This window comes from Komagataeibacter sucrofermentans DSM 15973, assembly GCF_040581405.1.
GTDB classification, from domain to species: Bacteria; Pseudomonadota; Alphaproteobacteria; order Acetobacterales; family Acetobacteraceae; genus Komagataeibacter; species Komagataeibacter sucrofermentans.
The window spans coordinates 1645036-1668492 of sequence record NZ_CP137157.1 but is presented as its reverse complement, the minus strand read 5'-3'; the positions used below and the strand labels follow the sequence as shown (position 1 = coordinate 1668492).

At 62.2% G+C, this 23457-nt stretch carries 19 protein-coding genes; 8 read left to right on the top strand and 11 right to left on the bottom strand.

From position 1 onward, the window contains the following. Positions 1-336: 336 nt before the first annotated feature. Positions 337-1989 carry an alginate export family protein gene (locus R5N89_RS08140; RefSeq protein ID WP_373320414.1) on the top strand — a complete coding sequence of 551 codons (1653 nt, stop codon included), beginning with the start codon at positions 337-339 and terminating at the stop codon, positions 1987-1989. Between the two features lie 39 nt (positions 1990-2028). On the opposite strand, the gene R5N89_RS08135 is transcribed toward R5N89_RS08140, so the two are convergent. Beyond that, positions 2029-2280 (bottom strand): hypothetical protein, encoded by a 252-nt coding sequence (locus R5N89_RS08135; protein ID WP_110567658.1) that lies wholly within the window; start codon positions 2278-2280, stop codon positions 2029-2031. Positions 2281-2487: 207 nt separating this feature from the next. Between R5N89_RS08135 and R5N89_RS08130 the strand changes: the two genes are divergently transcribed. Beyond that, positions 2488-3276, top strand: a complete 789-nt coding sequence (locus tag R5N89_RS08130; RefSeq protein ID WP_110567661.1) for an alpha/beta fold hydrolase — start codon at positions 2488-2490, stop codon at positions 3274-3276. 8 nt (positions 3277-3284) lie between these two features. Here the strand turns inward: R5N89_RS08130 and R5N89_RS08125 are convergent, their stop codons facing one another. Further along, on the bottom strand, positions 3285-4466 hold the full coding sequence (locus tag R5N89_RS08125; protein WP_110567663.1) for a lipase family protein: 1182 nt from the start codon (positions 4464-4466) through the stop codon (positions 3285-3287). A 58-nt stretch (positions 4467-4524) separates the two neighbouring features. Beyond that, the gene (locus R5N89_RS08120) at positions 4525-4803 is read right to left on the bottom strand and encodes a hypothetical protein (protein ID WP_167400819.1); all 279 of its coding nucleotides are present in this window, start codon (positions 4801-4803) and stop codon (positions 4525-4527) included. Here R5N89_RS08120 and R5N89_RS08115 point away from each other — a divergent pair. Both R5N89_RS08115 and R5N89_RS08110 read left to right on the top strand, forming a co-directional pair. Then, a complete protein-coding gene (locus tag R5N89_RS08115) occupies positions 4702-5376 on the top strand; it encodes a DUF1868 domain-containing protein (protein WP_167400828.1) in 675 nt (224 codons plus the stop codon). The genes R5N89_RS08120 and R5N89_RS08115 overlap by 102 nt on opposite strands. An 83-nt stretch (positions 5377-5459) precedes the next feature. Then, on the top strand, positions 5460-6095 hold the full coding sequence (locus tag R5N89_RS08110; RefSeq protein ID WP_110567667.1) for a TetR/AcrR family transcriptional regulator: 636 nt from the start codon (positions 5460-5462) through the stop codon (positions 6093-6095). A gap of 134 nt (positions 6096-6229) precedes the next feature. On the opposite strand, the gene R5N89_RS08105 is transcribed toward R5N89_RS08110, so the two are convergent. The 3 genes from R5N89_RS08105 to R5N89_RS08095 all read right to left on the bottom strand — a co-directional run bounded on the left by R5N89_RS08105 (position 6230) and on the right by R5N89_RS08095 (position 11776). Continuing rightward, on the bottom strand, positions 6230-7510 hold the full coding sequence (locus R5N89_RS08105; RefSeq protein ID WP_110567669.1) for an NAD(P)/FAD-dependent oxidoreductase: 1281 nt from the start codon (positions 7508-7510) through the stop codon (positions 6230-6232). A gap of 204 nt (positions 7511-7714) precedes the next feature. Beyond that, positions 7715-9226: an aldehyde dehydrogenase family protein gene (locus tag R5N89_RS08100; RefSeq protein ID WP_110567671.1), complete on the bottom strand. Its 1512-nt coding sequence runs from the start codon at positions 9224-9226 to the stop codon at positions 7715-7717. A gap of 528 nt (positions 9227-9754) precedes the next feature. After that, positions 9755-11776, bottom strand: a complete 2022-nt coding sequence (locus R5N89_RS08095) for an acyltransferase family protein (RefSeq protein WP_110567673.1) — start codon at positions 11774-11776, stop codon at positions 9755-9757. 660 nt (positions 11777-12436) lie between these two features. Here R5N89_RS08095 and R5N89_RS08090 point away from each other — a divergent pair. Next, positions 12437-13378, top strand: coding sequence for an AEC family transporter (locus R5N89_RS08090; protein ID WP_110567674.1), 942 nt, complete (start codon positions 12437-12439; stop codon positions 13376-13378). 12 nt (positions 13379-13390) lie between these two features. On the opposite strand, the gene R5N89_RS08085 is transcribed toward R5N89_RS08090, so the two are convergent. After that, a complete protein-coding gene (locus R5N89_RS08085) occupies positions 13391-14326 on the bottom strand; it encodes a DMT family transporter (RefSeq protein ID WP_110567676.1) in 936 nt (311 codons plus the stop codon). A gap of 179 nt (positions 14327-14505) precedes the next feature. Between R5N89_RS08085 and R5N89_RS08080 the strand changes: the two genes are divergently transcribed. Next, positions 14506-15927, top strand: a complete 1422-nt coding sequence (locus tag R5N89_RS08080) for an FAD-linked oxidase C-terminal domain-containing protein (protein WP_354680671.1) — start codon at positions 14506-14508, stop codon at positions 15925-15927. Positions 15928-15935: 8 nt separating this feature from the next. Here the strand turns inward: R5N89_RS08080 and R5N89_RS08075 are convergent, their stop codons facing one another. From R5N89_RS08075 to R5N89_RS08060, 4 genes are all read right to left on the bottom strand, one after another. Further along, a complete protein-coding gene (locus R5N89_RS08075; RefSeq protein ID WP_244192306.1) occupies positions 15936-17552 on the bottom strand; it encodes a glycosyltransferase family 9 protein in 1617 nt (538 codons plus the stop codon). Positions 17553-17707: 155 nt separating this feature from the next. Then, the gene (locus R5N89_RS08070; protein WP_110570204.1) at positions 17708-18091 is read right to left on the bottom strand and encodes a DUF4112 domain-containing protein; all 384 of its coding nucleotides are present in this window, start codon (positions 18089-18091) and stop codon (positions 17708-17710) included. An 82-nt stretch (positions 18092-18173) separates the two neighbouring features. Beyond that, a complete protein-coding gene (locus R5N89_RS08065) occupies positions 18174-18488 on the bottom strand; it encodes a SelT/SelW/SelH family protein (RefSeq protein WP_110570212.1) in 315 nt (104 codons plus the stop codon). A 597-nt stretch (positions 18489-19085) separates the two neighbouring features. Further along, entirely contained in the window at positions 19086-21188 is a 2103-nt protein-coding gene (locus tag R5N89_RS08060; protein ID WP_110570205.1) for a catalase, read from the bottom strand. 159 nt (positions 21189-21347) lie between these two features. Between R5N89_RS08060 and R5N89_RS08055 the strand changes: the two genes are divergently transcribed. Together R5N89_RS08055 and R5N89_RS08050 are read left to right on the top strand one after the other, a co-directional pair. Continuing rightward, positions 21348-22169, top strand: coding sequence for a creatininase family protein (locus R5N89_RS08055; RefSeq protein WP_110570206.1), 822 nt, complete (start codon positions 21348-21350; stop codon positions 22167-22169). 52 nt (positions 22170-22221) lie between these two features. After that, positions 22222-23406, top strand: a complete 1185-nt coding sequence (locus R5N89_RS08050; RefSeq protein WP_110570207.1) for a YncE family protein — start codon at positions 22222-22224, stop codon at positions 23404-23406. The last annotated feature ends 51 nt before the right edge of the window (positions 23407-23457 follow it).

Here is a 23457-nt window from a genome sequence, read left to right as displayed (position 1 = left end):
CTGTCCGTGGCATAAATGCTACAGGCGGAAAGAAGGTATTTTTCCGGGATATTTTCGTATCGTACGATCATTCTCGTGCAATGAATCGGCATCTGGTTCCTTGTGGCTTAACAGCGTTTTTTCAAGGAGATACTCCTGTATCAGCCTTTTGCCGCCGGGCTGGTTCATACGGTTTCACGATGGAGAGGATTATAAAATACGATATTGACCGGAATATTTTATCATAATACGATCGTTATCAGTATTTAACCTGCTGCCGCAGCCACCCGGCACGCCATGTGGTGCATGAACATGATGTCCACCCTCCATTCAGCAACACAACTGGGGTATCGGTATATGCGTGGGGGCGCCCTGTGCATGTCCATGCTGGCGGTGCATGCAGCCCAGGCGGCGCCTGATCCGGTCGTGCCCGCAGGCGGCAGCACCGCGCCCGGTCAGCCGGAGCGCATGGTGGTGCATATGACCCAGCGCCCGCCCATCCTCACGTTTCCGCATGCCAACCCGGTGGGGCAGCCCATCCGCATTGGCGGGCAGGAAAACCGCCGCAGCGGCCATCAGTATGACTGGGGCGTGTTCAACCGTGGCAATGGCGAGGCCGCGGGCTTCGGGCCGGTGGGGCGGTATGGCGTCAGCCCCTGGGCCGAGGACTGGCGCAACCTGCGCGACCCCAAGAAGCATGATGACCTGTTCGATGCGCTGAAATACATTCCGCTCACCCGCAGCGGCAATGTGTGGATCAGTTTCTCGGGTGAGACGCGGCTGCGCAACTGGTTTGAAACGCGCCCCGGCCTGGGCACGCAGAAACCCAATGATTCCGGCCGCTTTGGCGTGCGCAACCTGTATGGCGCAGACCTGCATATTGGCGAGCACCTGCGGTTTTTTGGCCAGCTGGTCAATGCGGATGCAGGCGGGTGGGGCGGTTATGGCTATGGCTCGACCTATCGCAAGCGGCTCGATGCGCAGCAGGCCTTCGTGGAGGTGCGGTGGAACATGCTGGGTGCCAAAAGCGGCTTCATGTTTGGCCGCCAGCAGTTTCTCGATGCGCCATCGTACATGCTCTATGCACGCGAGACGCCCAACGTGCCGCTGTCATGGGATGGGTTCCGCGCCTATATGGTGTGGCAGCGTGTCCGCATCGATGCATGGGATTTCGTGCAGACCGATGACAGTGACCGCCGCATGTTCCACGATGTGGAGAACTATGGCAGCCGCCTGTACGGCTTTAACGCCACCTGGGCACCCCCGGATTTCACCTTCATGGGGCAGAAGGGGTATTCCTTCGTTGATGCGTTCTATATCGGCTACAAGCTCAATGGTTCGGCCGGGGCAATCGCGGGGCCGAAGAAGGCGGTCAACGGATCGGATACGCGCAACAACTTCGGCATGCGCTGGCATGGCATTGCAGGCCCGATCGAATTCTCGGTGGGTGGCATATGGCAGGGCGGCGTGTTCCGTAACGCCAGCAACAACGCGGCGCGCGGGGTCAGCGCCTATGCCATCAACAGCACGGTGGGTTATCGGCTGCCCGAGCAGTCGCTGCACACCTTTGCCGGTATCCAGACGGATGTGTATTCTGGCGGCAATGCCTCAAGAAGCCAGGGCACGGTGGGCACCTATCTCTCGCCCTTCAACCCGCAGACCAACTATCTCGACACCACAACCTACATGACAGGCTCGAACCTGATCAGCTTTGCCCCGCTCGTGCGCATCACGCCGTTCAAGTCCGTCAGCATCCAGTTCAAATACCCGCTGTTCTGGCGCGATAGCGTAAATGACCCGGTTTACAAATCATCGGGTTACTACAAGTTCGCGGGTAATTTCCGGGGGCGGTTCGTGGGCATGGCGCCACAGGTTTCAGTGGCGTGGCAGATCAATACCCATCTGTCATGGACGCAGTATGTCTCGCGGTTCATGACATCGCGCGCGCTCAATGAGGCGGGCGGGTCGAGCGGCACCTATTACCAGTCGAATTTCGTCTTCCGCTTCTGAACACGGGCAACCACGCCGGGCTGCCCGTGCCCGCAGGGCTTATTCAGCCGATTTACGGCCAAAGATGAAGCTCGCCAGCGCGGCGGCAAGCAGGAACATCATCCCGTAAACCTTGCACGAGGTGGGGATCTTGTTCTCATGCAGCGTGACCTCGCCCTTCAGGCTGGCCAGGTGCTCGGCAATCTGCTTGTGCAGGTCGGTCTTGTGCTGGTGCAGCGTGCCCTCAAGCTGCTTGGCAATTTCCTGCACATCTTCGGGGCTGAGTTTGCGGAGGGTTTCAGCAGCGCTCATGGTCTGTTCCAGTCCTGTTTTTATTAAAAAACATCGCGCCGATCATCTTCATCGGGCGTAACGATTTACATGTCGGTCCGCGCGGAAGGGTTTTCAAGGGCGGCCCACGGCAGGGCAGGGCGGCGGGGGCACGGAATTATGAGCACGCGGTCTTTATCCGCAGGCTATGCTTGCGGCCTTGAGGCATAAGAGAAGGAGCGGGCCAGCGTGCTGCTTGATGTGATCGAACGCGGACCGGAGAATGGAAATAGCAGCCTGCCGCCGGTGGTTTTTCTGCACGGGCTGTTCGGGCGGGCGCGCAATTTCGGGTTTTTCCAGCGCCGCCTTGCCACAACCCGCCGCGTCCTTGCCCTTGACCTGCGCAACCATGGCGGCAGCCCGCATGGGCCGATGGATTACCCCACCATGGCAGCCGATGTGCATGAAACGCTGGCCGCGCATGACGCATTGCCCGCCACGATTATCGGGCATTCCATGGGGGGCAAGGTGGCGATGATGCTGGCGTTGCAGGCGCCTGCCTGCGTGCATGCCCTGCTTGTGGCCGATATTGCACCGGGGCCGGGCGGGCATGCGCATTCGGGTGCGATCGCGACTGCGCTGGCCGGGCTGCATTTTCCCGCCACTCTGACATTGGGCGAGGCCGATGCCTGGCTTGCCCCCGCCATTGCCGAAAAGCCCGTGCGCGACATGATGAAGCAGAACATCGTGCTCGGTGCCAACCCGCACTGGCAGATAGGGCTGGAGCAGATCGTGGCGGGCATGGCGCAGGTAGTGGGCTGGCCCGCCCTGCCGCCGGGCACGCAGTATGGTGGCCCGGTGCTGTTTGTGGCGGGTGGGGCTTCACCCTATGTGCAGCCCGATCATTACCCGCTCATGCGCCAGCTTTTTCCCCATTACCGGCTGGTGCGCCTGAAGGGGGCCGGGCACTGGCTGCATGCCGAGCAGCCATGGGAATTCCTGCGCATGGTCGAGGAATTCCTGCACGCGACGGGCTAGGAATGGCCTTACTGCGGCACCGGCGCGCATTGCGGCGTGACCGGCTGGCCCGTCATGACCGCCTGCGTAAAGGCCGCCGAATCAGGCAGCGAGGCGTTGACGGTCTGTGAATGGTCCAGCCCCTTGTACAGATGGGCCTGAACCGTGCTGCCCGCCGCGCAGGCATCCTTGACCAGCGAGAGCTGCAACACGGGCGGCACGTCGTGGTCATTGGTGCCGGTGCCCACGAACAGGGGCTGTGCCAGCTTCAGGGTGGGGTACGCCATGCCGGCGAAGGCGGGGGCCAGCGCCTTGGGGAAGCCGGGTTGCAGGGCGTTGGGCAGGGTCAGGCCTTCATCCCTGATCTTCTGTTCCATGTCGCCCACGCAGGTGGTTGATGCGGCGTGGTAGGCAGCCATGGCGCGGGGGGTAAAGGCTTCCTCGGGGTGGAAGGCAGGGTCGCGTGCGGCAAGCGAGGCACCCAGATAGAGCATGTAGACAACAAGTGGGTCATACTTCACAGGCCCCGCCACCTGGGCTGCCGCGGTCAGTTGCGCGCCGAGCGCTGGGGTGAAGTAGGGCACGCCGGTTGCCACCGTGCCGCGAATATTCACATCCGGCGCATAGGTGGCCGCAAACGCCGCCGCGGCAAAGGCTGCCCCGCCGCCCTGCGACTGGCCCACGATCATGACCGTGTTGCGCAGCCCCGGCACGGCGGCCACGGCGGCGCGCACGCTATCAAGCACGTTATAGGCCTCGACGCGCGTATCGAGGTAAGGATGCACGCCCGGCGTGCCCAGCCCCTGATAATCGGTGGCGACGACGGCGAAGCCCCGCTTCATCCAGGCGGCCAGATATGTGCTGTTGCGCGCGCTATAGGGGTGGAGCGAGGGCGTGCAGCCTTGCCCGATGCCAACGGTGCCATGCGCCCAGGCCACGATAGGCCACCCGCCCGCAGGGGCCTTGCCCGGCGGCAGGATGACTTCCGCCGTGACGGGCACCGTGCCCTTGCCGGTTACGCCATCGGTTGAAAGATAGGTCATGCGCAGGGCGCGGCCCGCATCGGGCAGGCTCAGGGCCGGGGCCAGCGCGGTTGTGCCGACCGGCGTGCCGGGGCTGGCTGTGGTTTCAGCCGCATGGGCATGCAGGGCGGGGGTGGCGAGGCATACGCTGGCCACGAGCGTGCCAAGGATTCGGGCAGGCAGGGTCATGTCAAGATCAGTCCTTCATGGGGGCTGCGGGGCTGTTGCGGTATTTGCCCTGTCGGGTTCATATTTCCAGCCCATCATGGCGCTGTAAAGCGGCAGGCGGCAATAAAGGTCCCCTGTTCGGCCCAAGGCATGCCTGCCCCTGCGGTAAAAGCATGTGGTTGCCCGGAAAAATGGCGGTAAAAACCTGGGCCTGGCGCGGAGAAGGGGCGGCGGCCAGCCGGAGGAGAAGAAAGCAGTGCTGTTCAATCAGAATAAATTTCATCCCGATGGCAGGCCCCGATACTTTCCCGGCAATACGGTTATCTGCCATCTGCCCCGCGATGGCGCGTTTTTTCACGCCATGCTTGATCTGCACAACCAGATGGGCCAGTTCGATTTTGCTGCAAAGATCGCGCTCCTGCCGCCTTCAAGTTATCACATGACGGTTTTTGACGGGCTGAACAATTCCCGCCGGGGCAAGCGCACATGGCCGCGTGACCTGGCCCGTGATACCCCCATGCCGCAATGCGATGCGTGGGCGGGCGAAAGGCTCCGCGCCTTTCCCGGCAGGCTGCCCAACCCCCTGCGCATGCGCCCCGCGCGGCCCGACACGCTGCGCGACAGGCAGGGCTGCCGCATCCGGCTCGAGGCGCTGGACCGGGAGGGCGCCAATGCGCTGCGCCGCTTCCGCGCCAGCCTTGCCGCCCATCTGGGCATGCATGATGCATGGCAGGAGCGCTATGTTTTTCATGCCACAATAGGCTACAGGATCAGGGCCTTTACCGCGCGCGAAGCCGGTGAATTTGCCGATGTTATGGTGCAGTGGCAGGGGCGCATGGCCGCGCGCCTGCCCGAAATCGATCTTGGCCCGCCGGAATTCTGCCTGTTTGATGACATGCATGCCTATCATCGCCAGTTCCTTGTGGCGTAACCGGAAACCGTTTTGCTCTTCCTCGCATCCTGAATATGCGTAATACCCATGCAGCATGACGGGAATGCCCACAAGGAGATTGCATGAAGTCCGACGCCCCTGACGATCAGCCAAAGCCAGGCCTGCGCGAACGCAAGCAGGCCCGCGCGCGCAATACGCTGATTGCCGAGGCAATGCGGCTGTTCTCCGCCAAGGGATATGACGAGACGACGGTGGACGAGATCGCCGACGCGGCGGAAGTCTCGCGTCGCACCCTGTTCCGCATGTTCGAGACCAAGGGCGACATCGTGCTGGCCTGGACGCGCGGCATGACCCAGACCCTGACCGAAGCACTCGCGGCGTGCCCGGCCGACATGCACCCCGCCGATGCGATGATGCACGCCTTCACCTCGCTCGTGCCACGCATCGCGGCCAACCGGCAGGATACCTATGCCTTTGTGTTCCTGATCGAAAAAACACCCTCGCTCCACACCGTGAGCCTGCAGAAATACGGCAAGTGGGAAGACTGCCTGGCCGATGGGCTGGCCAGGCGCATTACCGAGCGCAAGAACCGCAAGGCTGCCGCCCGCCTCATGGCGCGCTGCGGTATCGCCATTTTTCGCACGGCACTTGATGAGTGGATCAGGCTCAAGGGCCGCCCGGCGCTGGTGCCGCTGCTACAGAACACATACGCACTGCAATCCTCGCTATGGGCCGCACCCGCTTCGGCTGAACCATAAAGAAAGGGTGGGGTCTGATGGCGCCCGCCCTGCTGGTATAGCAATCATAAGAAAGTTTCTGGTGAAGCTTTTTTCAAACAGCTTCAAGGAAGGCCGCCTTCGTGAAAAAACGGCGCTCCCTATGCTGGCATGATTCAGTCAAGCCGCACGGAAGGCCGCACGAACACGTCCAGCCAGTCCACCAGGCATGACATGGTGCCGCGGAACGCGCCGTAAAGTTCAAACTGGTGCCGGCGATAGAGCATGAGATGCACCATGCGCGCGGTAATGCCGCGCAGCCAGCCACCGCCAAACACGCGCCCGCCGGGGAAGGTTCCCCACCCGTTATAGTCACCCAGGGCAACAACCGCGCCCTTGTTGTGGAAGGCAAAAGGCGGCAGCACCTTGCCACCAATCCAGGCGGGCATGTAGCGCGCAAGGTGATGGGCCTGCTGGCGGGCGGCCTGGGCCGTGGGGGCCACGGGCTTTTCAGCAATGAAGGCGCAGTCACCCATGGCAAAGATGCTGTCATCTTCCACGAGTTGCAGCGTGGGACGCACTTCAAGCTGGCCCGAGCGCGACAGCTTGAGTTCACCAAATTTGCGCGTCACATCGGGGGCCTTAACGCCTGCAGCCCACACGCGCAGGGTAGCGGGAATGCGCGTGCCATCCTTGAGCATGAAGCCTTTTTCATCAGCACCACTGACCATGGCCGAGGTCTGGACCTTGACGCCAATCGCCTCAAGCTCTTTTTGGGCCGCGACCGACACGGCCTCGGGGAAGGCGGGCAGGATGCGCGGGCCCGCCTCAAGCAGGGTGATGTTCAGTTTGGGCGGCTTCTTGCCAAAGCTGTAAAGCGATGCGAGGTCAAGCGCCTTGTGCAGTTCGGCGGCAAGCTGCGTGCCGGTGGCGCCACCGCCCACAATGGCGATGTCAAGCTGCTCGTTGTTGCCGAACGCCTTGAGCAGTTCCATGCGGAAGCGGTCGTTGAAGCCGTTGGCATCGACAAGGTTGTCAATGAACAGGCAGTGCTCGGCTACGCCGGGCGTGCCAAAATCATTGGCGCGGCTGCCGATCGAGAGCACTAGCGCGTCATATTCCAGCTTGCGTTCATCAAGGATCACCTCGCCCGTGGGCTCGACAACCGGGGCAAGCGTAATGGTTTTGGCCTTGCGGTCCATGCCCGCAATCTCGCCGGGCCAGAATTCAAAATGATGGCGGCTCGCCTGCGACAGGAAGCTGATGCGGTCGTTCTCGTTGGCGGCGGTGCCGGCGGCAAAACAGTGCAGCATGGGCTTCCACACATGCGCGAAGCTTTTATCGACCAGCGTGATTTCCGCGCGGCCCGATCTGCCGATCTTGTCACCCAGCCGGGTTGCCAGCGCCAGGCCAGCCACGCCACCGCCTACGATTACGACCCGAAACTTTTGTGCCATCCTATGCCTCTTTTTTACTTCTGCCGCACAGTGTCCCGGTCCCGTGGGAAAAAACCCTGTCGCATATCCTGAAATATCGAAAACTGTCCTGCCACGGACCCGACGCTAATGGCCCGGACAATGGAACACGGCGGCCGGCCCGGTAAAACAGCCCGACCGCCGCGTCCTGCCTTATGGCCAGGGGGTTTTCACCCCCTCAGCGGATCAAAAGAAGCCGCGCTTCTTTTCGCTGTAGCTGACCAGCATGTTCTTGGTCTGCTGGTAATGTTCGAGCACCATCTTGTGGGTCTCGCGCCCGATGCCGGATTTCTTGTAGCCACCAAAGGCGGCATGCGCCGGATAGACGTGGTAGCAGTTGATCCATACGCGACCGGCTTCAAGGCCGCGACCCATGCGGTAGCAGGTGTTCGCATCGCGGCTCCACACGCCCGAGCCGAGGCCGAAGGGGGTGTCGTTGGCAATGGCCAGCGCTTCTTCTTCCGTCTTGAAGGTGGTCACGGCCAGAACCGGGCCAAATATCTCTTCCTGGAAGATGCGCATCTTGTTGTTGCCCTTGAACACGGTCGGCTGCACGTAGCACCCGTTGTTCAGGTCGCCACCAAGGTCGGGGCGGCCGCCACCGGTCAGCAGTTGGGCGCCTTCTCCCTTGCCGATGTCGATGTAGGACAGGATCTTTTCCTGGTGGCCGTGCGAATTCTGCGCGCCCATCATGGTGTCGGGGTCAAGCGGGTTGCCCTGACGGATCGCTTTGATGCGGGGCAGGGCGCGTTCAATGAACTTTTCATAGATCGATTCATGCACCAGCGCACGGCTGGGGCAGGAGCAGATCTGGCCCTGGTTGAGGGCGAACATGGTGAAGCCTTCGATCGCCTTGTCGAGGTAGTCGTCGTCCTTGTCCATGATGTCGGCGAAGAAGATGTTCGGCGACTTGCCGCCCAGCTCCAGGGTCGCCGGGATCAGGTGCTCGGCAGCGGCATGCGCGATCATCTTGCCGGTGGGGGTGGAACCGGTGAAGGCGATCTTGGCAATGCGGTCGCTGTTGGACAGGGCGGCACCCACGTCGCGGCCCAGGCCGTTGACGATGTTCAGTGTGCCGGGCGGGAACAGGCCACCGATCAGTTCCATCAGCACCAGCATGGAAGCAGGCGTGCTCTCGGCAGGCTTCATGACCACGCAGTTACCGGCAACCAGGGCAGGAGCCAGCTTCCACGATCCCATGAGCAACGGGAAGTTCCACGGAATGATCTGCGCCACGACGCCAAGCGGCTCATGGAAGTGATAGGCGATGGTGGTCGCGTCGATCTCGCTCAGTGTGCCTTCCTGGGCGCGGATGCAGCCAGCGAAGTAGCGAAAATGATCGATCGCCAGCGGGATGTCGGCGGTCAGGGTTTCACGGATAGGCTTGCCGTTGTCCCATGTCTCGGCCCGGGCCAGCAGGTCGAGGTTCTTCTCCATGACATCGGCTGCCTTGAGCAGGATCAGCGCGCGGTCGGCAGGCGCCATCTCGCCCCAGGCGGTCTTTGCCTTGTGGGCGGCATCAAGCGCCAGTTCCACGTCGGCTGCGGTGGAAGCAGGTACCTCGCACAGCACGCGGCCATCAACGGGGGAGGTGTTGGTCAGGTAATGACCATCGACGGGGGCAACCCATTTGCCACCAATGTAGTTACCATAACGGGACTTGAACGGCGGGGCCGCCGTGATGCTGTCTGCTGACACGGTGATTTTCCTTCAGGGTAATGGTGTATTCATCAGGTCGGGGCGCAAGAGCGCATTACGCGCAATGCAAAAAGCCCGGCGTGAAGAAAATACAGTAAAAATATTTCGTTTTTTTATTACTGCTTTTTTTGATGTTCCATAATGCCGGATATTTGGAAATTCATACTCATGGTCGTGTAAAGCATAAGTCTATGCCCTTCCTGCAAACCGGACAGTTCTGGATATGCCCCGGTGGAAAGCCGGAGAATCATCTATATCCAGTGATATATAGACGATCCCCCTCGCGCAAGGGAGAGGTCGGTAACGTAACCGTGATATATGCATTCAGTGCCATTAGGAACTTGGTGCAAATATAGATAAATCAACATGTTAATTAATTATCAAAAAGGAAATATTTTATGGTTTCATGCTGCCTTCTCCGCGTCGGGGCAACAGGAGGCGAGCGGCTTCATGCCAGAACGGCCATGACGGGCATGGCTGCCTGGCACGGGCAGGCATGAAGGAAATCACGAGGACAGGCAGCCCCGTTTACCTGTTCGCCATTGTGGAGGGCGCGACATCAATCAGGCCATTGAGGGCGAATGTGCCCCCCATGTCTGACAGGTGCTGGGAGTCTACATAGAGCGATGCGGAATCACGGCTGAACCGGCACCCCTGCGGCGTGCAGAAGCGGTCATGCAACGAAGCATAGGTTATGCCGCCAATCGCGGTGGCGGCCGCACGCACGGCATTTTCAATGGAACGGGAGGGGGTTGCGACCCAGGGCAGCGGGGCGATCCCGTCCGCACGCGCAAGGTCAGGGTCAAGCCGGTGCTCGATCCATGAGCGCACGGGCATGAACGCCGTGACCGCCTCCCGCGCGGGGTCGAGGCGGAAATGCGGCACGTCGCCCAGCACGATCACTTTCTTGCCTGCATGGGTCAGGATGGTTTCGGTGCGGATCAGGGCGGCGCGCATGCGGGCGATGCCAGCCACCACGCCATCATCCACCGGATGTCGGGGGTCCACATAGGCGTCGTCGCCTGCATCGGTCTCATAAGGGGCGGACCAGTAGCCGGTCAGGACCACCAGTTGCACTTCAGGGTTGCTGGCCACCAGGTTTATGGCGCGTTCGTTGTAGAGCGCGCAGGTGGCCGCATGGCCCGGATGCTGCGGCATGAGGCGTGTGGCCCCCATCAGCGGCGGGCAGGATGATTTGGTGAACTGCACGAAATCATACCCGCCTTCGCGCGCGATGCGCGAAAGGGCGGGGGCAAGGGCTGCCGCGTGGCTATCACCCAGCAGGGCGATCTGCAGGTGTCCGGTCTCATGCACGCAGGCGGAGCCGGTATTGGGTTGGGCATCGCCATAATTGGCCAGGCAGGAACCGCCCCGCCCTGCCGCCAGGCTGGCTTCCGTCAGTTGAAGGGCGGGGTTGAAGCGGGCGGGAAAGCCGTGGCTCATGTAAATGACTGACAGGGCAACCCCGCATAATGCGGTAGCGCTGCCATAGCGCAGCAGGACCGTGTGGTTGGGTAGGCGGGCATGGCGGAAGGGCTGTTCGATATAACGCCATGACAGCACGGCCAGCCCCAGAGACACGACCGCCACGCCCACAAGCTGCGTGGGGCCGGGGGCTTGCGCCATGCACAGCCATGTCAACGCCATGAGTGGCCAGTGCCACAGATACCATGAATAGGAAACAAGCCCCACCCCCACGAATGGGCGCGCGGACAGGACGAGGCGGTTGAAAACACTGCCCTCCGCCAGCAGGAGCGCCAGCGTGCCCCCCACCGGCAGCAGCGCGGCCAGGCCGGGGAAGGGCGTATGTTCGTTAAACAGGCACACGGACAGCACGACAAGCCCGATACCGCTAAAGCCCAGTATGTTGGCGGCCAGGGCGGGCAGGGGTTTTGTTGCCCTTGAGCGGGCGATGGCCAGAAAGGTTCCTGCCCCGAGTTCCCATGCCCGCGTGGGCAGAAGATAGAAAACCGCCGTGGGCCAGCGGCCCATGCCAATGACGGCAAGCGTAAGGGAACCCAGGCAGAGCACGCCAATGACCCCGAGCACGAAAGGGCGCGCCGTGCGGCGCAGCGCAAGCAGCAGGAAGGGAAACAGCAGGTAGAACTGTTCTTCCACGCCGAGCGACCATGTCATGAGAAACGGATCAAGATGCGCATCGGGCGAGAAATAGTTGATCTGGCGCCAGAACAGGATGTTGGACCACCCGCTCAGGGCCGCCATCGCCCCGATTGCGATCTGCCTGTAGTCCTGCGGGCTTGCCAGCACGAGGCCAAGGATCGTGACAAAGGCGATGACGGCCATGAGTGCGGGCAGGATGCGGGCGGCGCGGCGGGCATAGAAAGCATCAAAGTGGAAGCGCCCCGCCCCGACATCGCGGTACACGATGCCGCCTATGAGAAAGCCGGAAATGACAAAAAAGATGTCCACGCCGGTAAATCCCGATTTAAGCGGGTAAAGACCAGCATGGAACAGAACCACGGCGGTAACGGCAATGGCGCGCAGGCCATCAATATCGCGGCGGTATCGGCGGGAGGGATCTGGGGCCATGGGCTGGGTCTTTTCGTGCGGCAGTGAACGATGCTCGGGCACCGTTCTGGGGAGGGGATAGCTGCACGCAAACGCCAGTATTGTTTCAGAGTTTTTCTTTTATATTTCTTCACGTAAATTTTATTTAATTGTTTTTTACTTATAAGTAAATGTAATCTGGACAGGTTTGTAAAAGACCATGTATCGCTGCTTCAGACGATGCGCAGCAATGTATACGTTGAGGCATGAAAGCATAAAAAATATTTTAACGGGAATGATCCATGTATTGATTTTCGTGCAGTCGACCGACATCCACAGGAATGAGTTTCCATTTGTATGGTCTGTCTGCAGGCGACTTCATGCATAGAATCTCTTTTGAAATAAAAGAAATTGTTTTTTTGATAACGTCCGCCAGAGCCAATCTAAAAAATGGTCTGGGGTTGTTTGAAAGTAACAAAAATATTTTATTAAATATTTTGAATTAATTTGTAGTAAATTTAAAAAAAATTAAAAATTATTGTTTGCAACATAAAGAAACCGTCAGCTTTCATTGAAGGCGAAACGTGATCCCGGATGCAGGGATGCCATTGCCTTATCCGCGCAGGTCTGCTCAGGATTGTTTTTGGCAGTTCCCCAGCCACGACATGGCCGGGTGCGCGTAGGATAAGGCCGCTTCGTTCCATGCTTTCGACCATTATTGCCGCGATGCTGCCGCTCATTGTGGTATTTGTTCTGGGGTACCGTGCCGGGTGGCACCATGATTTTGATGGCACGCATGTTGCCGTTCTGAACCGGCTGGTCATGCTCTATGCGTTTCCGCTCAACCTGTTCGTGGGCATTGCCCACATGCCGCGCACCATCCTTGCAGGCCAGATGCCACTCGCGGCTTCGGTCTTCGGGCTCATGTGCGCAAGTTTTGGCGTGGCGTATCTGGTGTCGCGGCATGTGGCGCATCGTGGCGGGGCGGCGGCGGCATTGCAGGGGCTGGCCATTGGCGCGCCCTCGGTGCCTTTTATCGGGTCCGCCATGCTGCCGGTCCTGATCGGGCATGACAGCACGGCGGTTGCCATATCGGCTGCCGTCTTCGCCATGGTGCTGGTACAGACGCCGGTCTGCATGATGATGCTGGGCCATGATGCAACCGTGGCGGATGGCGCATCGGTCAGTTTCATGGGGCAGGTGAGGGCCGCGCTGAAGGAGCCGATCGTGTGGGCGCCGCTTCTGGCTACGCTGCTGGTGGTGCTGAACGTGCATCTGCCCCGTTCGCTGCTCGGCGCCATGGGCCTGCTGGGCAATACCGCAACAGGCGTGGCGCTGTTTGCATCAGGCGTGGTGCTGTTCCTGCAGCGCGTGCACATTACGCTGCCGGTGGTGATGACGGTGCTCGCGCGCAACATTGTCGTGCCCGCCGGGGCGTGGCTGGTGCTGGCCGTGCTGGGCATGCCGCATGATGTCATTCGCGCCACGGTGCTTACGCTGTCCATTCCCGTGGGCACGGTCGTGGTCATTCTGGCAGTCCGCTTCAAAACCGATGAGCAGGAGGCGGCCTCAACCCTGTTTCTCAGCGCGGTTGCCTCCGTGCTGACCATGGTGCTGTTCATCCTGCTTACCACGCCGCGCTGACAGGCCCTATTTTCAGGCCCGATCAGGCACATGGGTCTCAGCCCGCCGCCGGGCGGCACGGCGTTCCTTCAGGATGAGTTCTTCGTATACGATATGCTGGCGGATCCAGTTGATCATGCCCGATAGCGTGACCACGACAATGCCCGCGAAGGTCCATCCATCAAGCGGCTGGTGAAACAGGAAGTAGCTGAACGCCACCGCCCACAGCATCTGGCTGTATTGGGGCAGGGCCACGCGGTTGGCGGGTGCGCGGGCGGTGGCCATCATCATGAACAATTGGCCAAGGGCGGCAAGAAAGCCGTAGCCGAACAGGAACATCCATGTTTTCAGCCCGTGCGGCCAGTGCGCATGGGCCAGCATCAGCACGCCATCACCGACTAACGGGCCGAACAGGCTTGAGCCGAACAGCGAGAGCCGGGGCGTGTCATTGCCCGCCAGCCGGTAGGCGATCACGCCCACGGCATTGGCAATGGCGGCCACCAGCGCGCACAGATGCCCCAGATGCAGCGCCCGCACGCCGGGCCGCAGCACGATCAGCACGCCCACAAAACCCAGTATGACCGAAAGCCACGCCCAGCCCGACACTTTCTCATGCAGCAATGTCACGGACAGGATGGTGACGAACAGCGGCATGAGAAACATGAGCGAGAGGGCCTCGGGCATGGGCAGCAGCATGAAGGCCTCTACGCTGGCGGCCGTCGCGGCAAAGGTGGCCACGGCGCGCACCACCCACATCAGCGGGTGGGTGGGGGCAAAGATGTCCTTGTAGGATTCGTTTTTGTTACGGATGAATGGAATGATGAGAAAGCCAAACACGCCCCCCGAGAAGGCGACCTCGAACGGGTCAAGCTGGCCTGCGAGCAGCTTGGAATAGGCATCACTGATCGAGAACGAGGAAAATGCAGCAAATGCCAGCATCATGCCCGAGGTAAGAAAGGCCATGTTCATCTGTTTTCCCCCGTTTTGCGGCGTGCATTTGGGCATCATAGGGGGGCAGGCGCAAGGGCCGGTTGCAGGCAGATGCCTGAAAAAACAGGCATGACCGGCATGTTTGGCCCGTCTGGCCGTGTGCCGTAATATGCTGTTAGACTACGGCACTTTGTTGATTTTCTACCTGGACACCCTGCATGACTGACACGCCCGCCTCGCCCACAGCCCGCCTTCAGGCCGCCCTGAGCGCCATCCGCGCCGGCGGGCTGGCCGGGCAGGTCAGCACGTCGCCCTCGGTGCTCGAGGCCCACAGCCATGGCGAGGCCATGGAAGCCGCCTGCCTGCCCGCCGCCGTGGTCTTTGCCCGTAAAACGGAAGATGTGGCTACCGTGCTGCGTGCCTGCCACGCCCATGCGGTGCCGCTGGTGGCCTTTGGCGCCGGCACGTCGGTCGAGGGGCATGTCACGCCGGCCGAACAGGCCATCAGCCTCGACCTGTCCGAGATGACCGCCATTGTCGGGATGAACCCCGAGGACCTGGACTGCCGTGTGCAGGCCGGGCTGACGCGGCAGGCGCTCAATGCGCAGATCCGCGATACGGGGCTGTTCTTTCCGGTTGATCCGGGTGGCGAGGCCACGCTGGGCGGCATGTGCGCCACGCGCGCCTCGGGCACGGCCGCCGTGCGCTATGGCACCATGAAGGAGAACGTGCTGGGCCTGACCGTGGTGCTGGCCACGGGCGAGGTGATCCGCACCGGGGGGCGGGTGCGCAAGTCGTCCACCGGCTATGACCTGACATCGCTGTTCATCGGCTCGGAAGGCACGCTGGGCATCATCACCGAGGTGCAACTGCGCCTGCATGGCCGCCCTGAGGCGCTTTCCGCCGCCGTATGCCAGTTTGCCGACCTCAATGACGCCGTGCGGACCGCGATCGAGATCATCCAGTGCGGCATTCCCATCAGCCGGGTGGAACTGCTCGATGACGTGCAGATGGCGGCCTCGATCCGGTATTCGAAGCTGGACGGCTATCAGGATCTCACCACGCTGTTCTTCGAGTTTGGCGGCGCGCCTGCAAGCGTGCAGGAGCAGGTGGCGGCGGTCGAGGCCATTGCCCTGTCCAATAACGGGCTGGCCTTTGCCTGGGCCGATACGGCGGAGGAACGCACCCGGCTGTGGAAGGCCCGGCACGATGCCTTCTGGGCCGCCAAGGCCATCGAGCCGACCGCGCGCGTCATTTCAACCGACTGCATCGTGCCGATCTCGAAGCTGGGCGAACTGATCGCGGGCGTGCGGGAGGATATTGCAGCTTCCGGCCTGCGCGTGCCGCTGCTGGGGCATGTGGGCGATGGCAATTTCCACTCCCTCATCATCACCGATGATACGCCCGCGGGTCATGCCCGGGCGCTGGAGCTTGACCGCAGGATCGTGCACCGGGCGCTGGCCCTTGGTGGCTCATGCAGCGGCGAGCACGGCGTGGGCATGGGCAAGCTGGAATTTCTCGAGACCGAGCACGGCGCGGGCACGCTCGCGGTCATGCGCGCGCTCAAGCACGCCATGGACCCGCTCAACATCCTCAACCCCGGCAAGCTGCTGCCGCCGGGGCCGCTCTATCAGGGTTAAGGGGCTTATCAGGAAGTAGGCTGCAGGCGCGAGGGTGGCAGGTCGCGCTTGGCCAGCATGCTGCACAGCCTGCGCACCACGTCATCCCACTGCCCGGTGCGGATCTGGCGAATGATGCGCAGCGTGGGGTACCACGGGCTGTCGGTGCGGCCTGAAAGCCAGCGCCAGCAATTGTCAAACCGGTCGAGCAATATGACCGGGCAGCCCAGCGCGCCAGCAAGATGGGCCACCGACGTATCGACCGACACCACCACATCGAGGCCTGTGATAAGGGCCGCCGTATCATCCATGTCCCGCACGGTTTCCATGGGGTCATGCAGGCGCATCCCGGCGGGCATGTCCATCATCTGCATGGCGTAGGTGCCCATCTGCAGGCTGACCAGCGAGATGCCTGGCACTCCTGCAAGCGGTGCCAGGCTGCGCAGCGGGATGGAGCGCCTGCGGTCCATGGCGTGGGCGGCGGGCACATCGGGCCTGCTGGCCCCGCCCCATACCAGCCCCACCCGCAATGTGGGGCGCGCGGGCAGGAAGGGCGCCCAGGCCTGCACGCGCCCCGCATCGGCCCGCAGGTAGGGCACCGCAGCACCTGCATGGTTCGCCATGCGGTGCAGCACATGCGGCAGGCTGAGGAAAGGGCAGTGCCAGTCATGAAACGGCACGGGCTGGCGGTCATGGAACATGCGGCGCACGCCATCCATGCGGCGGATCAGGCCATGCAGCGTGTCGGGGGCCTGCACGTACACCCGTGCGCCCAGGGCCGCCAGCACCGGCACGAAGCGCAGCATCATCAGCATGTCGCCCAGTCCCCCCTCGCGCGTGATGAGGATGGTCTTGCCCCGCAGGTCGGCATCCGGCTCCAGCACGGGCAGCATCCGTGCTGCGGGCAGGCGTTCGCGGCCGGGCAGCCTGCGCCGCCATTCATATTCGGCCCAGCCCTGCGCCATCTGCCCGTTCTTGAGCAGGGTCAGGGCATGGTTCAGGCGCAGATTGGCATCATCGGGGCGCAGCGCGAGGGCGCGGGCATGAACCCTGAGCGACTCATCGGTGCGGTTCCACGCCGCCAGCAGGTGCGCGAGGTTGGCATGCGTCATGGCGCTGCGGGGGTGGTGTTCGAGAATATAGAGCAGCAGGTCGCGCCCGGCGGCGTATTCGCCCTGTTCCATCAGGCACACGGCCATGAGGTTGCCGGTGGTGAGCTGGGCGGGTGACAGGCTCAGCCCATCGGTCAGCACGGCATGCGCTTCCGCTGTGCGGCCCCGTTGCAGCAGCAGCTCGCCCAGCATGTCATGCGTGCGGATATCCTGCCCCGCGCGCTGGCGCACGGCGCGCAGCACGGCTTCGGCCTCATCCACGCGCTCATGGGGCAGCAGCAGGTCGAGCATGTCACGTGCCGGGTGGCGGGCGCCGGGGTTGGCGACAGCCTGCCGGCATAGCAGGCGGGCCGCCTCCTGCACCCGGTTGCACCCCGCATGGGCATGCGCCAGCAGGATCTCGACATCGGGGGAAGGCGTGCAGCCTTCGAGCACGGCACGGGCCTGGGCGAACTGACCCTGGCGCAGCAGGCCGAGCGCATCGGCGAGCATGGCACGGGTTGCGGTGGCCATGTGGGGGGCTTTTTTGCTCATGCCGCGCTGGCGTCCATGGACTGATGGCCATGGCAGGCGCGGGCCTTGGGCTGGCCCGCCCGCGCGGTATGGAGAAAGGGGAGAGGCATGGGCGGCGGATTTCTTTGAATTCAGGGGTGCAGGGGCGCCTAGTGTAGCGCCCCCGCCGCGCCCGTCTAGGGCGTGGACAGGCCCAGATGCGCTTCCAGCAGGGCCACGTTGCGCAGGTCGGCCTTGAAGGCGGTATCAAAAATATCGCCCAGAACGGGCACGAGGTCAGCCGCCGCCTCGATCAGCACATTGCCCAGCATGCGCGCCAGAACCGGCTGGCTTGCGCCCAGCGTCCAGCTTTTCCAGATGATGTAGAGGGAGGGAACGGCCATGATCGCCGTGCCGCCCACGGGCAGCAACCCGATCAGTGTATCAAGCCCCCAGCGCGCCTGCGTGCCGGGCATACGGAAGGCGGCATTGAGCAGGGTCGCCAGTTTCCGCAGCCGTGCCACTTCAGCACGGATATCGGCAGGCCGCGCGCTGGCGGCCGAAGAAGCAGAAGCGTTCATGCTACTATTATGGGGTGCGCCATGAGGCGTTACAATGCAGCCGACGGCATGGTGCGCGACACTTGCCAAAAAAGACCAGACCCTAACCGGATGCGCCCCCATTGCGGTCAATATGGCCCATGTCGCGCCCCGGCGCGATTACGTCGCGCACGCGCTGCTTGAGTTCCTTGGGGCCAGGAAAGCCGCCATCGCGCTTGCGTTCCCATACAAGCTGGCTGTTGACCGTGACCTCGAACCGGCCACCACTGGCCGGGATGAGGCTGACGCTGCCCAGTTCCTCCCCAAAGGTGGAGAGCAGTTCCTGCGCCATCCATGCCGCGCGCAGCAGCCAGTTGCAGCGCGTGCAGTACAGGATGGAGATATCGGGGCGGCCAGTCGTGGGGTTCGGGTCGGTCATGGAGCGTTCTTCCTGTCTCATCCAGCCGGACAGGCCTGCCCGGTTGCCCTGATGGGTATCATGCACCGTGAACGGATATAGCGGCTTTCCGGGCATGAAGCACCGGAAACCTTGCGGGCCATGAGTGTCAGCCGTACGAGTAAAAAAATATTATCGGGGTCTTGAAGTGAGGGAAATATGGAAATGAAAGCAGTCGATCAGGCATTGCTCGATGCGGTAGTGGAGATTCTGGAAGAAGATGCCTGGAATTATAGTGTATTTCTGAAATCTGTCTTAATCGAACCTTATGAAAACAGGGATTCAGTCGAGATAATGAAAAAGGTATTCGGGGAAGATGTAGTCGCACACGATATCCATGAAATCAGGAAGGAAGAAGTCTGGCCCATCATCAGCACTTCACTTTATTATGCTGGAGATGAAGGTGCGGGACCTGCGGCACAATCCCTGTCGTCACGGAAATTCCAGAGCCTGATTTCAAAATTGCGCGGGCAGGTCGAGAGTATTCTGCGCGCAACGATAAAAGTAGAATCCTTCTGGTTCAGGGAAGGTCATCCCGCCCCTCCGCTATCGCGGCGGAGGGGCGGGCGCAGGGCGTTTTCAGACTGCGTGGACCTGATTTTCGCGCGACCACAGGCGCAGCGCCGCACAGGTCTGGATGAAGGTAGTGGCGTCATCCCCGCTCTCCAGTGCAATCACACCGGCGTCGCGTGCACGTGGGTGCAGACCCGCCGCAGCCAGCAGGATCTCGGCGGCATCATTATGCGCGATGAACTTGGCGTGGGCGAAGGCATCGGCAATGAAGTCGCGCATGGTGGCCTCATGGCGCAGCAGGTTTGCGCCTTCCACCGTGGGTAGCAGGGCCACGGCATCATACAGCACGGATGGGCCGCCATTGATCTTCTGTTGCGCTACAATTTCATTACCGTCGCTGTCCGTAATGCCCGCCACGGTGGGGGCGATCAGTTCAACCGTGCCATCCACCGCCTCGGTCGCGGCAATCAGGGCGGAGAGAAGGTCCGCATTCACGCCGTTGGTCACCACGATGCCCAGCTTGCGGCCTGCAAAACTGTCCGGCCCGTTCTTGAGGATGCTCAGCGCGGGCGAGGGTTCCAGCCCTTCCACCACCGGGCGGGCAGCGCGGGCGGGTTCGGGCAGGGGCGAGAGGCCAAGCCCGCTCGCCACACCTTCGGCCAGCGCCTGATCGACATGCAGCAGGTAGCTGACCATGCGCGCCCGAATGGCGGGCGTTTCGACCTTGCTCAGTTCGAACACGAAGGCATCGCGCATGTGGGTCTGTTCCACTGGCGTCTGGCTGATGTAGAACTGCCGGGCCTGGCTGTAGTGGTCGGCAAACGTTTCCGAGCGCTGGCGCAGCTTGGGGCCGGATTCTTCCTCGGGGAAGGAGGTGTAGCCCGCGGGCGTCTCACGCGGGCCACCGGCGGGCTGCGACCACGAATTGGGCTCGTAATTGGCGCGCCCCTTGGGGTTGTGCATCGCCATGTGGCCATCTTGCTGGAAGTTGGCGAACGGGCATTTGGGCGCGTTTATGGGGATGTGCGTGAAGTTGGGGCCACCGAGGCGCTTGGTCTGGGTATCGAGGTACGAGAAGTTGCGCCCCTGCAGCAGCGGGTCGTTGGTGAAGTCGATGCCGGGGATGATGTTCTGGGTGCAGAAGGCCACCTGCTCGGTCTCGGCAAAGAAGTTGTCAGGCATGCGGTCAAGCACGAGGCGGCCCACGCGGCGCACGGGCACCAGTTCCTCGGGGATCAGCTTGGTGGGGTCGAGGATGTCGAAGTCGAAGCTGTCGGCAAAATCATCATCAAACAGTTGCACGCCCAGTTCCCATTCCGGGAAATTGCCTGACTTGATGGCCTGCCACAGGTCGCGGCGGTGGAAATCAGGGTCGGCCCCGTTGATCTTGAGCGCCTCGTTCCATACCACCGATTGCAGGCCCAGTTTGGGCTTCCAGTGGAATTTCACGTAAGTGGACTGTCCTTCCGCATCGATCAGGCGGAAGGTATGCACCCCGAACCCTTCCATGAAGCGGAAGGAGCGGGGGATGGCGCGGTCCGACATGGCCCAGCAGACCATGTGCGTGGCCTCGGGCGACAGCGACACGAAATCCCAGAAATTGTCATGCGCGGTCTGCGCCTGCGGAAAGTCGCGGTCTGGTTCCTGCTTGGCGGCATGCACGAAATCGGGGAACTTGATGGCATCCTGAATGAAGAAAACGGGGATGTTGTTGCCCACCAGATCCCAGTTGCCCTCGCTGGTATAGAGCTTGACGGCAAAGCCGCGCACGTCGCGCACCACATCGGCCGAGCCCTTGTTGCCCGCCACGGTGGAAAACCGCACGAAGGCGGGCGTGCGCTCGCCCACCCTGTTGAAGATATCGGCCTTGCACACATCGGCCAGGCTGTCAGTCAGTTCAAAATAGCCATGCGCGCCGTAGCCACGGGCGTGCACCACGCGCTCGGGGATGCGCTCATGGTCGAAATGGAAGATCTTTTCGCGGAAATGGAAGTCCTCCATCAGGGCCGGACCACGCGCGCCCGCACGCAGGGTATTCTGGTCATCTGACACCGCCAGCCCTTGCTGGGTGGTCATGACCGGCGTATCGCCGCCAGCGGTCTGGTGGGTTTCGCCACCGGCGCCAGTATGGGTCGCCACGGCCTTGGGGGCTTTGGGTGTTTTTGTCATGAGGGGGTGTATGTCCGTGCTGGAGAGCGGGAGATGTGGCTTTTCCAACGGGTATGGGTGAGCAGGGTTTCATGCATGTGTCGTATGACTGTTGCCAATCGTGCCGCTACAGGGCACAGGAGCGCATGAATCGCTTGTTGCAGGAGAGCCTTGCCATCCATGCGTAACCGTCCAGCCCTTCTGGCCATGGGCAGCCTGCTTGCCGCCCTGTGGTGCGGCCCGGCCGCAGCCAGCCCCGACACGGTTGATTTTACGGACCTGACCTGGACCGAAATCCGCAACGCGGTGCAGGGGGGGGATACAACCATCATCCTGCCCGTTGGCGGCACGGAACAGAGCGGGCCTTACATCGCGGTGGGCAAGCATGACGTGCGCGCCCTGCTGCTCGCCCGCCGCATTGCACGCGCTGCGGGCCATGCCCTCGTGGCCCCGGTGGTGGCTTACGTGCCCGAAGGCGGCACGTCGCCGCGCACCTCGCACATGCGCTTTCCGGGTACCATCAGCATCACGCCGGCCACCTTCCGCGCGCTGCTCAGCGATGCAGCCGAGAGCTTTCGCGTGCAGGGCTTCACGCGCGTGGTGCTGATCGGTGACCATGGCGGCTACCAGAAGGATCTGCGCATGGTGGCCGATACGCTCAACCACCGCTGGCAGGCTGCGGGCGCGCACGTGCTGTACGTGCCTGCCTATTACGACGTGGTGCCGGGCGCCTATGCAACCTGGCTGCGCCAGCATGGCCACGCAGCCGAGGTGGGCACGCATGCCGACCTGTCTGACACCGCGCTGATGCTGGCCCTCGACCCCGCCCTCGTGCGCCAGCAGGCGCTGCGTACGGCCCCGCTGCCCACCGCGGCGCAGGGCGTGTATGGCGGCGATCCGCGCCGGGCCGATGCAGCCCTTGGGCAGGTGGGGGCGGACATGCAGGTCAACGCCACGGTTGCGGCCATGCAACACGACCTAACAGGACGGAATTCGCCCTGATTGCGCTGCTGCCACGGCGTGCTATAGGGGCCGCGACGAACAGGATCACACTATGACACACAAGAAAAAACTACCGGTTCTGGGTCTGGGTCTGGGTCTGGGTCTGGGTCTGGGTCTGGGCATGCTGCTGCTGCAAGGTGGGGTGGCCATGGCGCAGGCTGTTGACACCATTCCCGGCATGCCGCCCGTGCTCGACCCCCACAACATCTATACCGAGACCCGGGCCAACAACCTCAACCCCGAGGTGGCCAAGGATCCGGCGCGCATTTACGTGCCCAACCTGCGCTCGAACAATGTGTACGTGATCGACCCGCAGACCTATACGGTCGTCTCGCGCTTCAAGGTGGGCAAGAGCCCGCAGCACGTCGTGCCCGCGTGGGATCTGCGCACCCTGTGGGTGACCAACAACGCCGAGGGCACGACCAGGGGCACGCTTACCCCCATCGACCCGCGCACCACCCAGCCCCTGCCTGAAGTGGCGGTGGATGATCCGTACAACATGTATTTCACCCCCGATGGCAAATCGGCCATTACGGTGGCCGAGGCGCGTGAACGGCTCGACTTCCGCGATCCGCACACCATGGCGTTGCAGGGGTCGGTGTCGGTGCCGCAGTGCAAGGGCGTCAACCACGCCGATTTTTCCATCGACGGACGCTACGCCATCTTCACCTGTGAGTTTGGCGGCTACCTTGCCAAGGTTGATACCGTCAACCGTACGGTTATTGGCTACCTCAAGCTGTCTGGCGGCGGCATGCCGCAGGATATCCTGACCGCGCCCGACGGGCACAAATTTTACGTGGCCGACATGCATGCCGATGGCGTGTTCGTCATCGACGGCGACAGCTTCCGCGAAACGGGCTTCATCCCCACCGGCATCGGCACCCATGGCCTGTATCCCAGCCGTGACGGCACCATGATGTACGTGGCCAACCGTGGCTCGCACAAGATTCATGGGCCGCCGCATGGCAAGGCGGGTGGCGTGAGCGTGATCGACTTTGCAACCGACAAGGTGGTGGCCAACTGGCCCATTCCCGGCGGTGGCAGCCCCGACATGGGCAATGTCAGCAATGATGGCAAAACGCTGTGGCTTTCGGGCCGGTTTGATGATGTCGTCTACGCCATCGACACCACCACGGGGGCCATGCGCAAGATCCCGGTGGGGCAGGAGCCTCATGGCCTGACCGTATGGCCGCAGCCGGGCCGCTACTCGGTCGGGCATACCGGCATCCTGCGTTAAGGAACTGTTATAAAAATAAAAGTTTTTGGGTGCCGCCTTTTTTCAAAGGCG

Excerpts from the sequence above, each read along its gene's own strand:
- R5N89_RS08065 (WP_110570212.1), bottom strand. The coding sequence starts at position 18,488 with ATGACCGACCCGAACCCCACGACTGGCCGCCCCGATATCTCCATCCTG.
- R5N89_RS08090 (WP_110567674.1), top strand. The coding sequence starts at position 12,437 with ATGCTTTCGACCATTATTGCCGCGATGCTGCCGCTCATTGTGGTATTT.
- R5N89_RS08075 (WP_244192306.1), bottom strand. The coding sequence starts at position 17,552 with ATGAGCAAAAAAGCCCCCCACATGGCCACCGCAACCCGTGCCATGCTC.
- R5N89_RS08135 (WP_110567658.1), bottom strand. The coding sequence starts at position 2,280 with ATGAGCGCTGCTGAAACCCTCCGCAAACTCAGCCCCGAAGATGTGCAG.
- R5N89_RS08105 (WP_110567669.1), bottom strand. The coding sequence starts at position 7,510 with ATGGCACAAAAGTTTCGGGTCGTAATCGTAGGCGGTGGCGTGGCTGGC.
- R5N89_RS08060 (WP_110570205.1), bottom strand. The coding sequence starts at position 21,188 with ATGACAAAAACACCCAAAGCCCCCAAGGCCGTGGCGACCCATACTGGC.
- R5N89_RS08110 (WP_110567667.1), top strand. The coding sequence starts at position 5,460 with ATGAAGTCCGACGCCCCTGACGATCAGCCAAAGCCAGGCCTGCGCGAA.
- R5N89_RS08140 (WP_373320414.1), top strand. The coding sequence starts at position 337 with ATGCGTGGGGGCGCCCTGTGCATGTCCATGCTGGCGGTGCATGCAGCC.
- R5N89_RS08125 (WP_110567663.1), bottom strand. The coding sequence starts at position 4,466 with ATGACCCTGCCTGCCCGAATCCTTGGCACGCTCGTGGCCAGCGTATGC.
- R5N89_RS08055 (WP_110570206.1), top strand. The coding sequence starts at position 21,348 with ATGCGTAACCGTCCAGCCCTTCTGGCCATGGGCAGCCTGCTTGCCGCC.
- R5N89_RS08070 (WP_110570204.1), bottom strand. The coding sequence starts at position 18,091 with ATGAACGCTTCTGCTTCTTCGGCCGCCAGCGCGCGGCCTGCCGATATC.
- R5N89_RS08095 (WP_110567673.1), bottom strand. The coding sequence starts at position 11,776 with ATGGCCCCAGATCCCTCCCGCCGATACCGCCGCGATATTGATGGCCTG.
- R5N89_RS08085 (WP_110567676.1), bottom strand. The coding sequence starts at position 14,326 with ATGAACATGGCCTTTCTTACCTCGGGCATGATGCTGGCATTTGCTGCA.
- R5N89_RS08080 (WP_354680671.1), top strand. The coding sequence starts at position 14,506 with ATGACTGACACGCCCGCCTCGCCCACAGCCCGCCTTCAGGCCGCCCTG.
- R5N89_RS08050 (WP_110570207.1), top strand. The coding sequence starts at position 22,222 with ATGACACACAAGAAAAAACTACCGGTTCTGGGTCTGGGTCTGGGTCTG.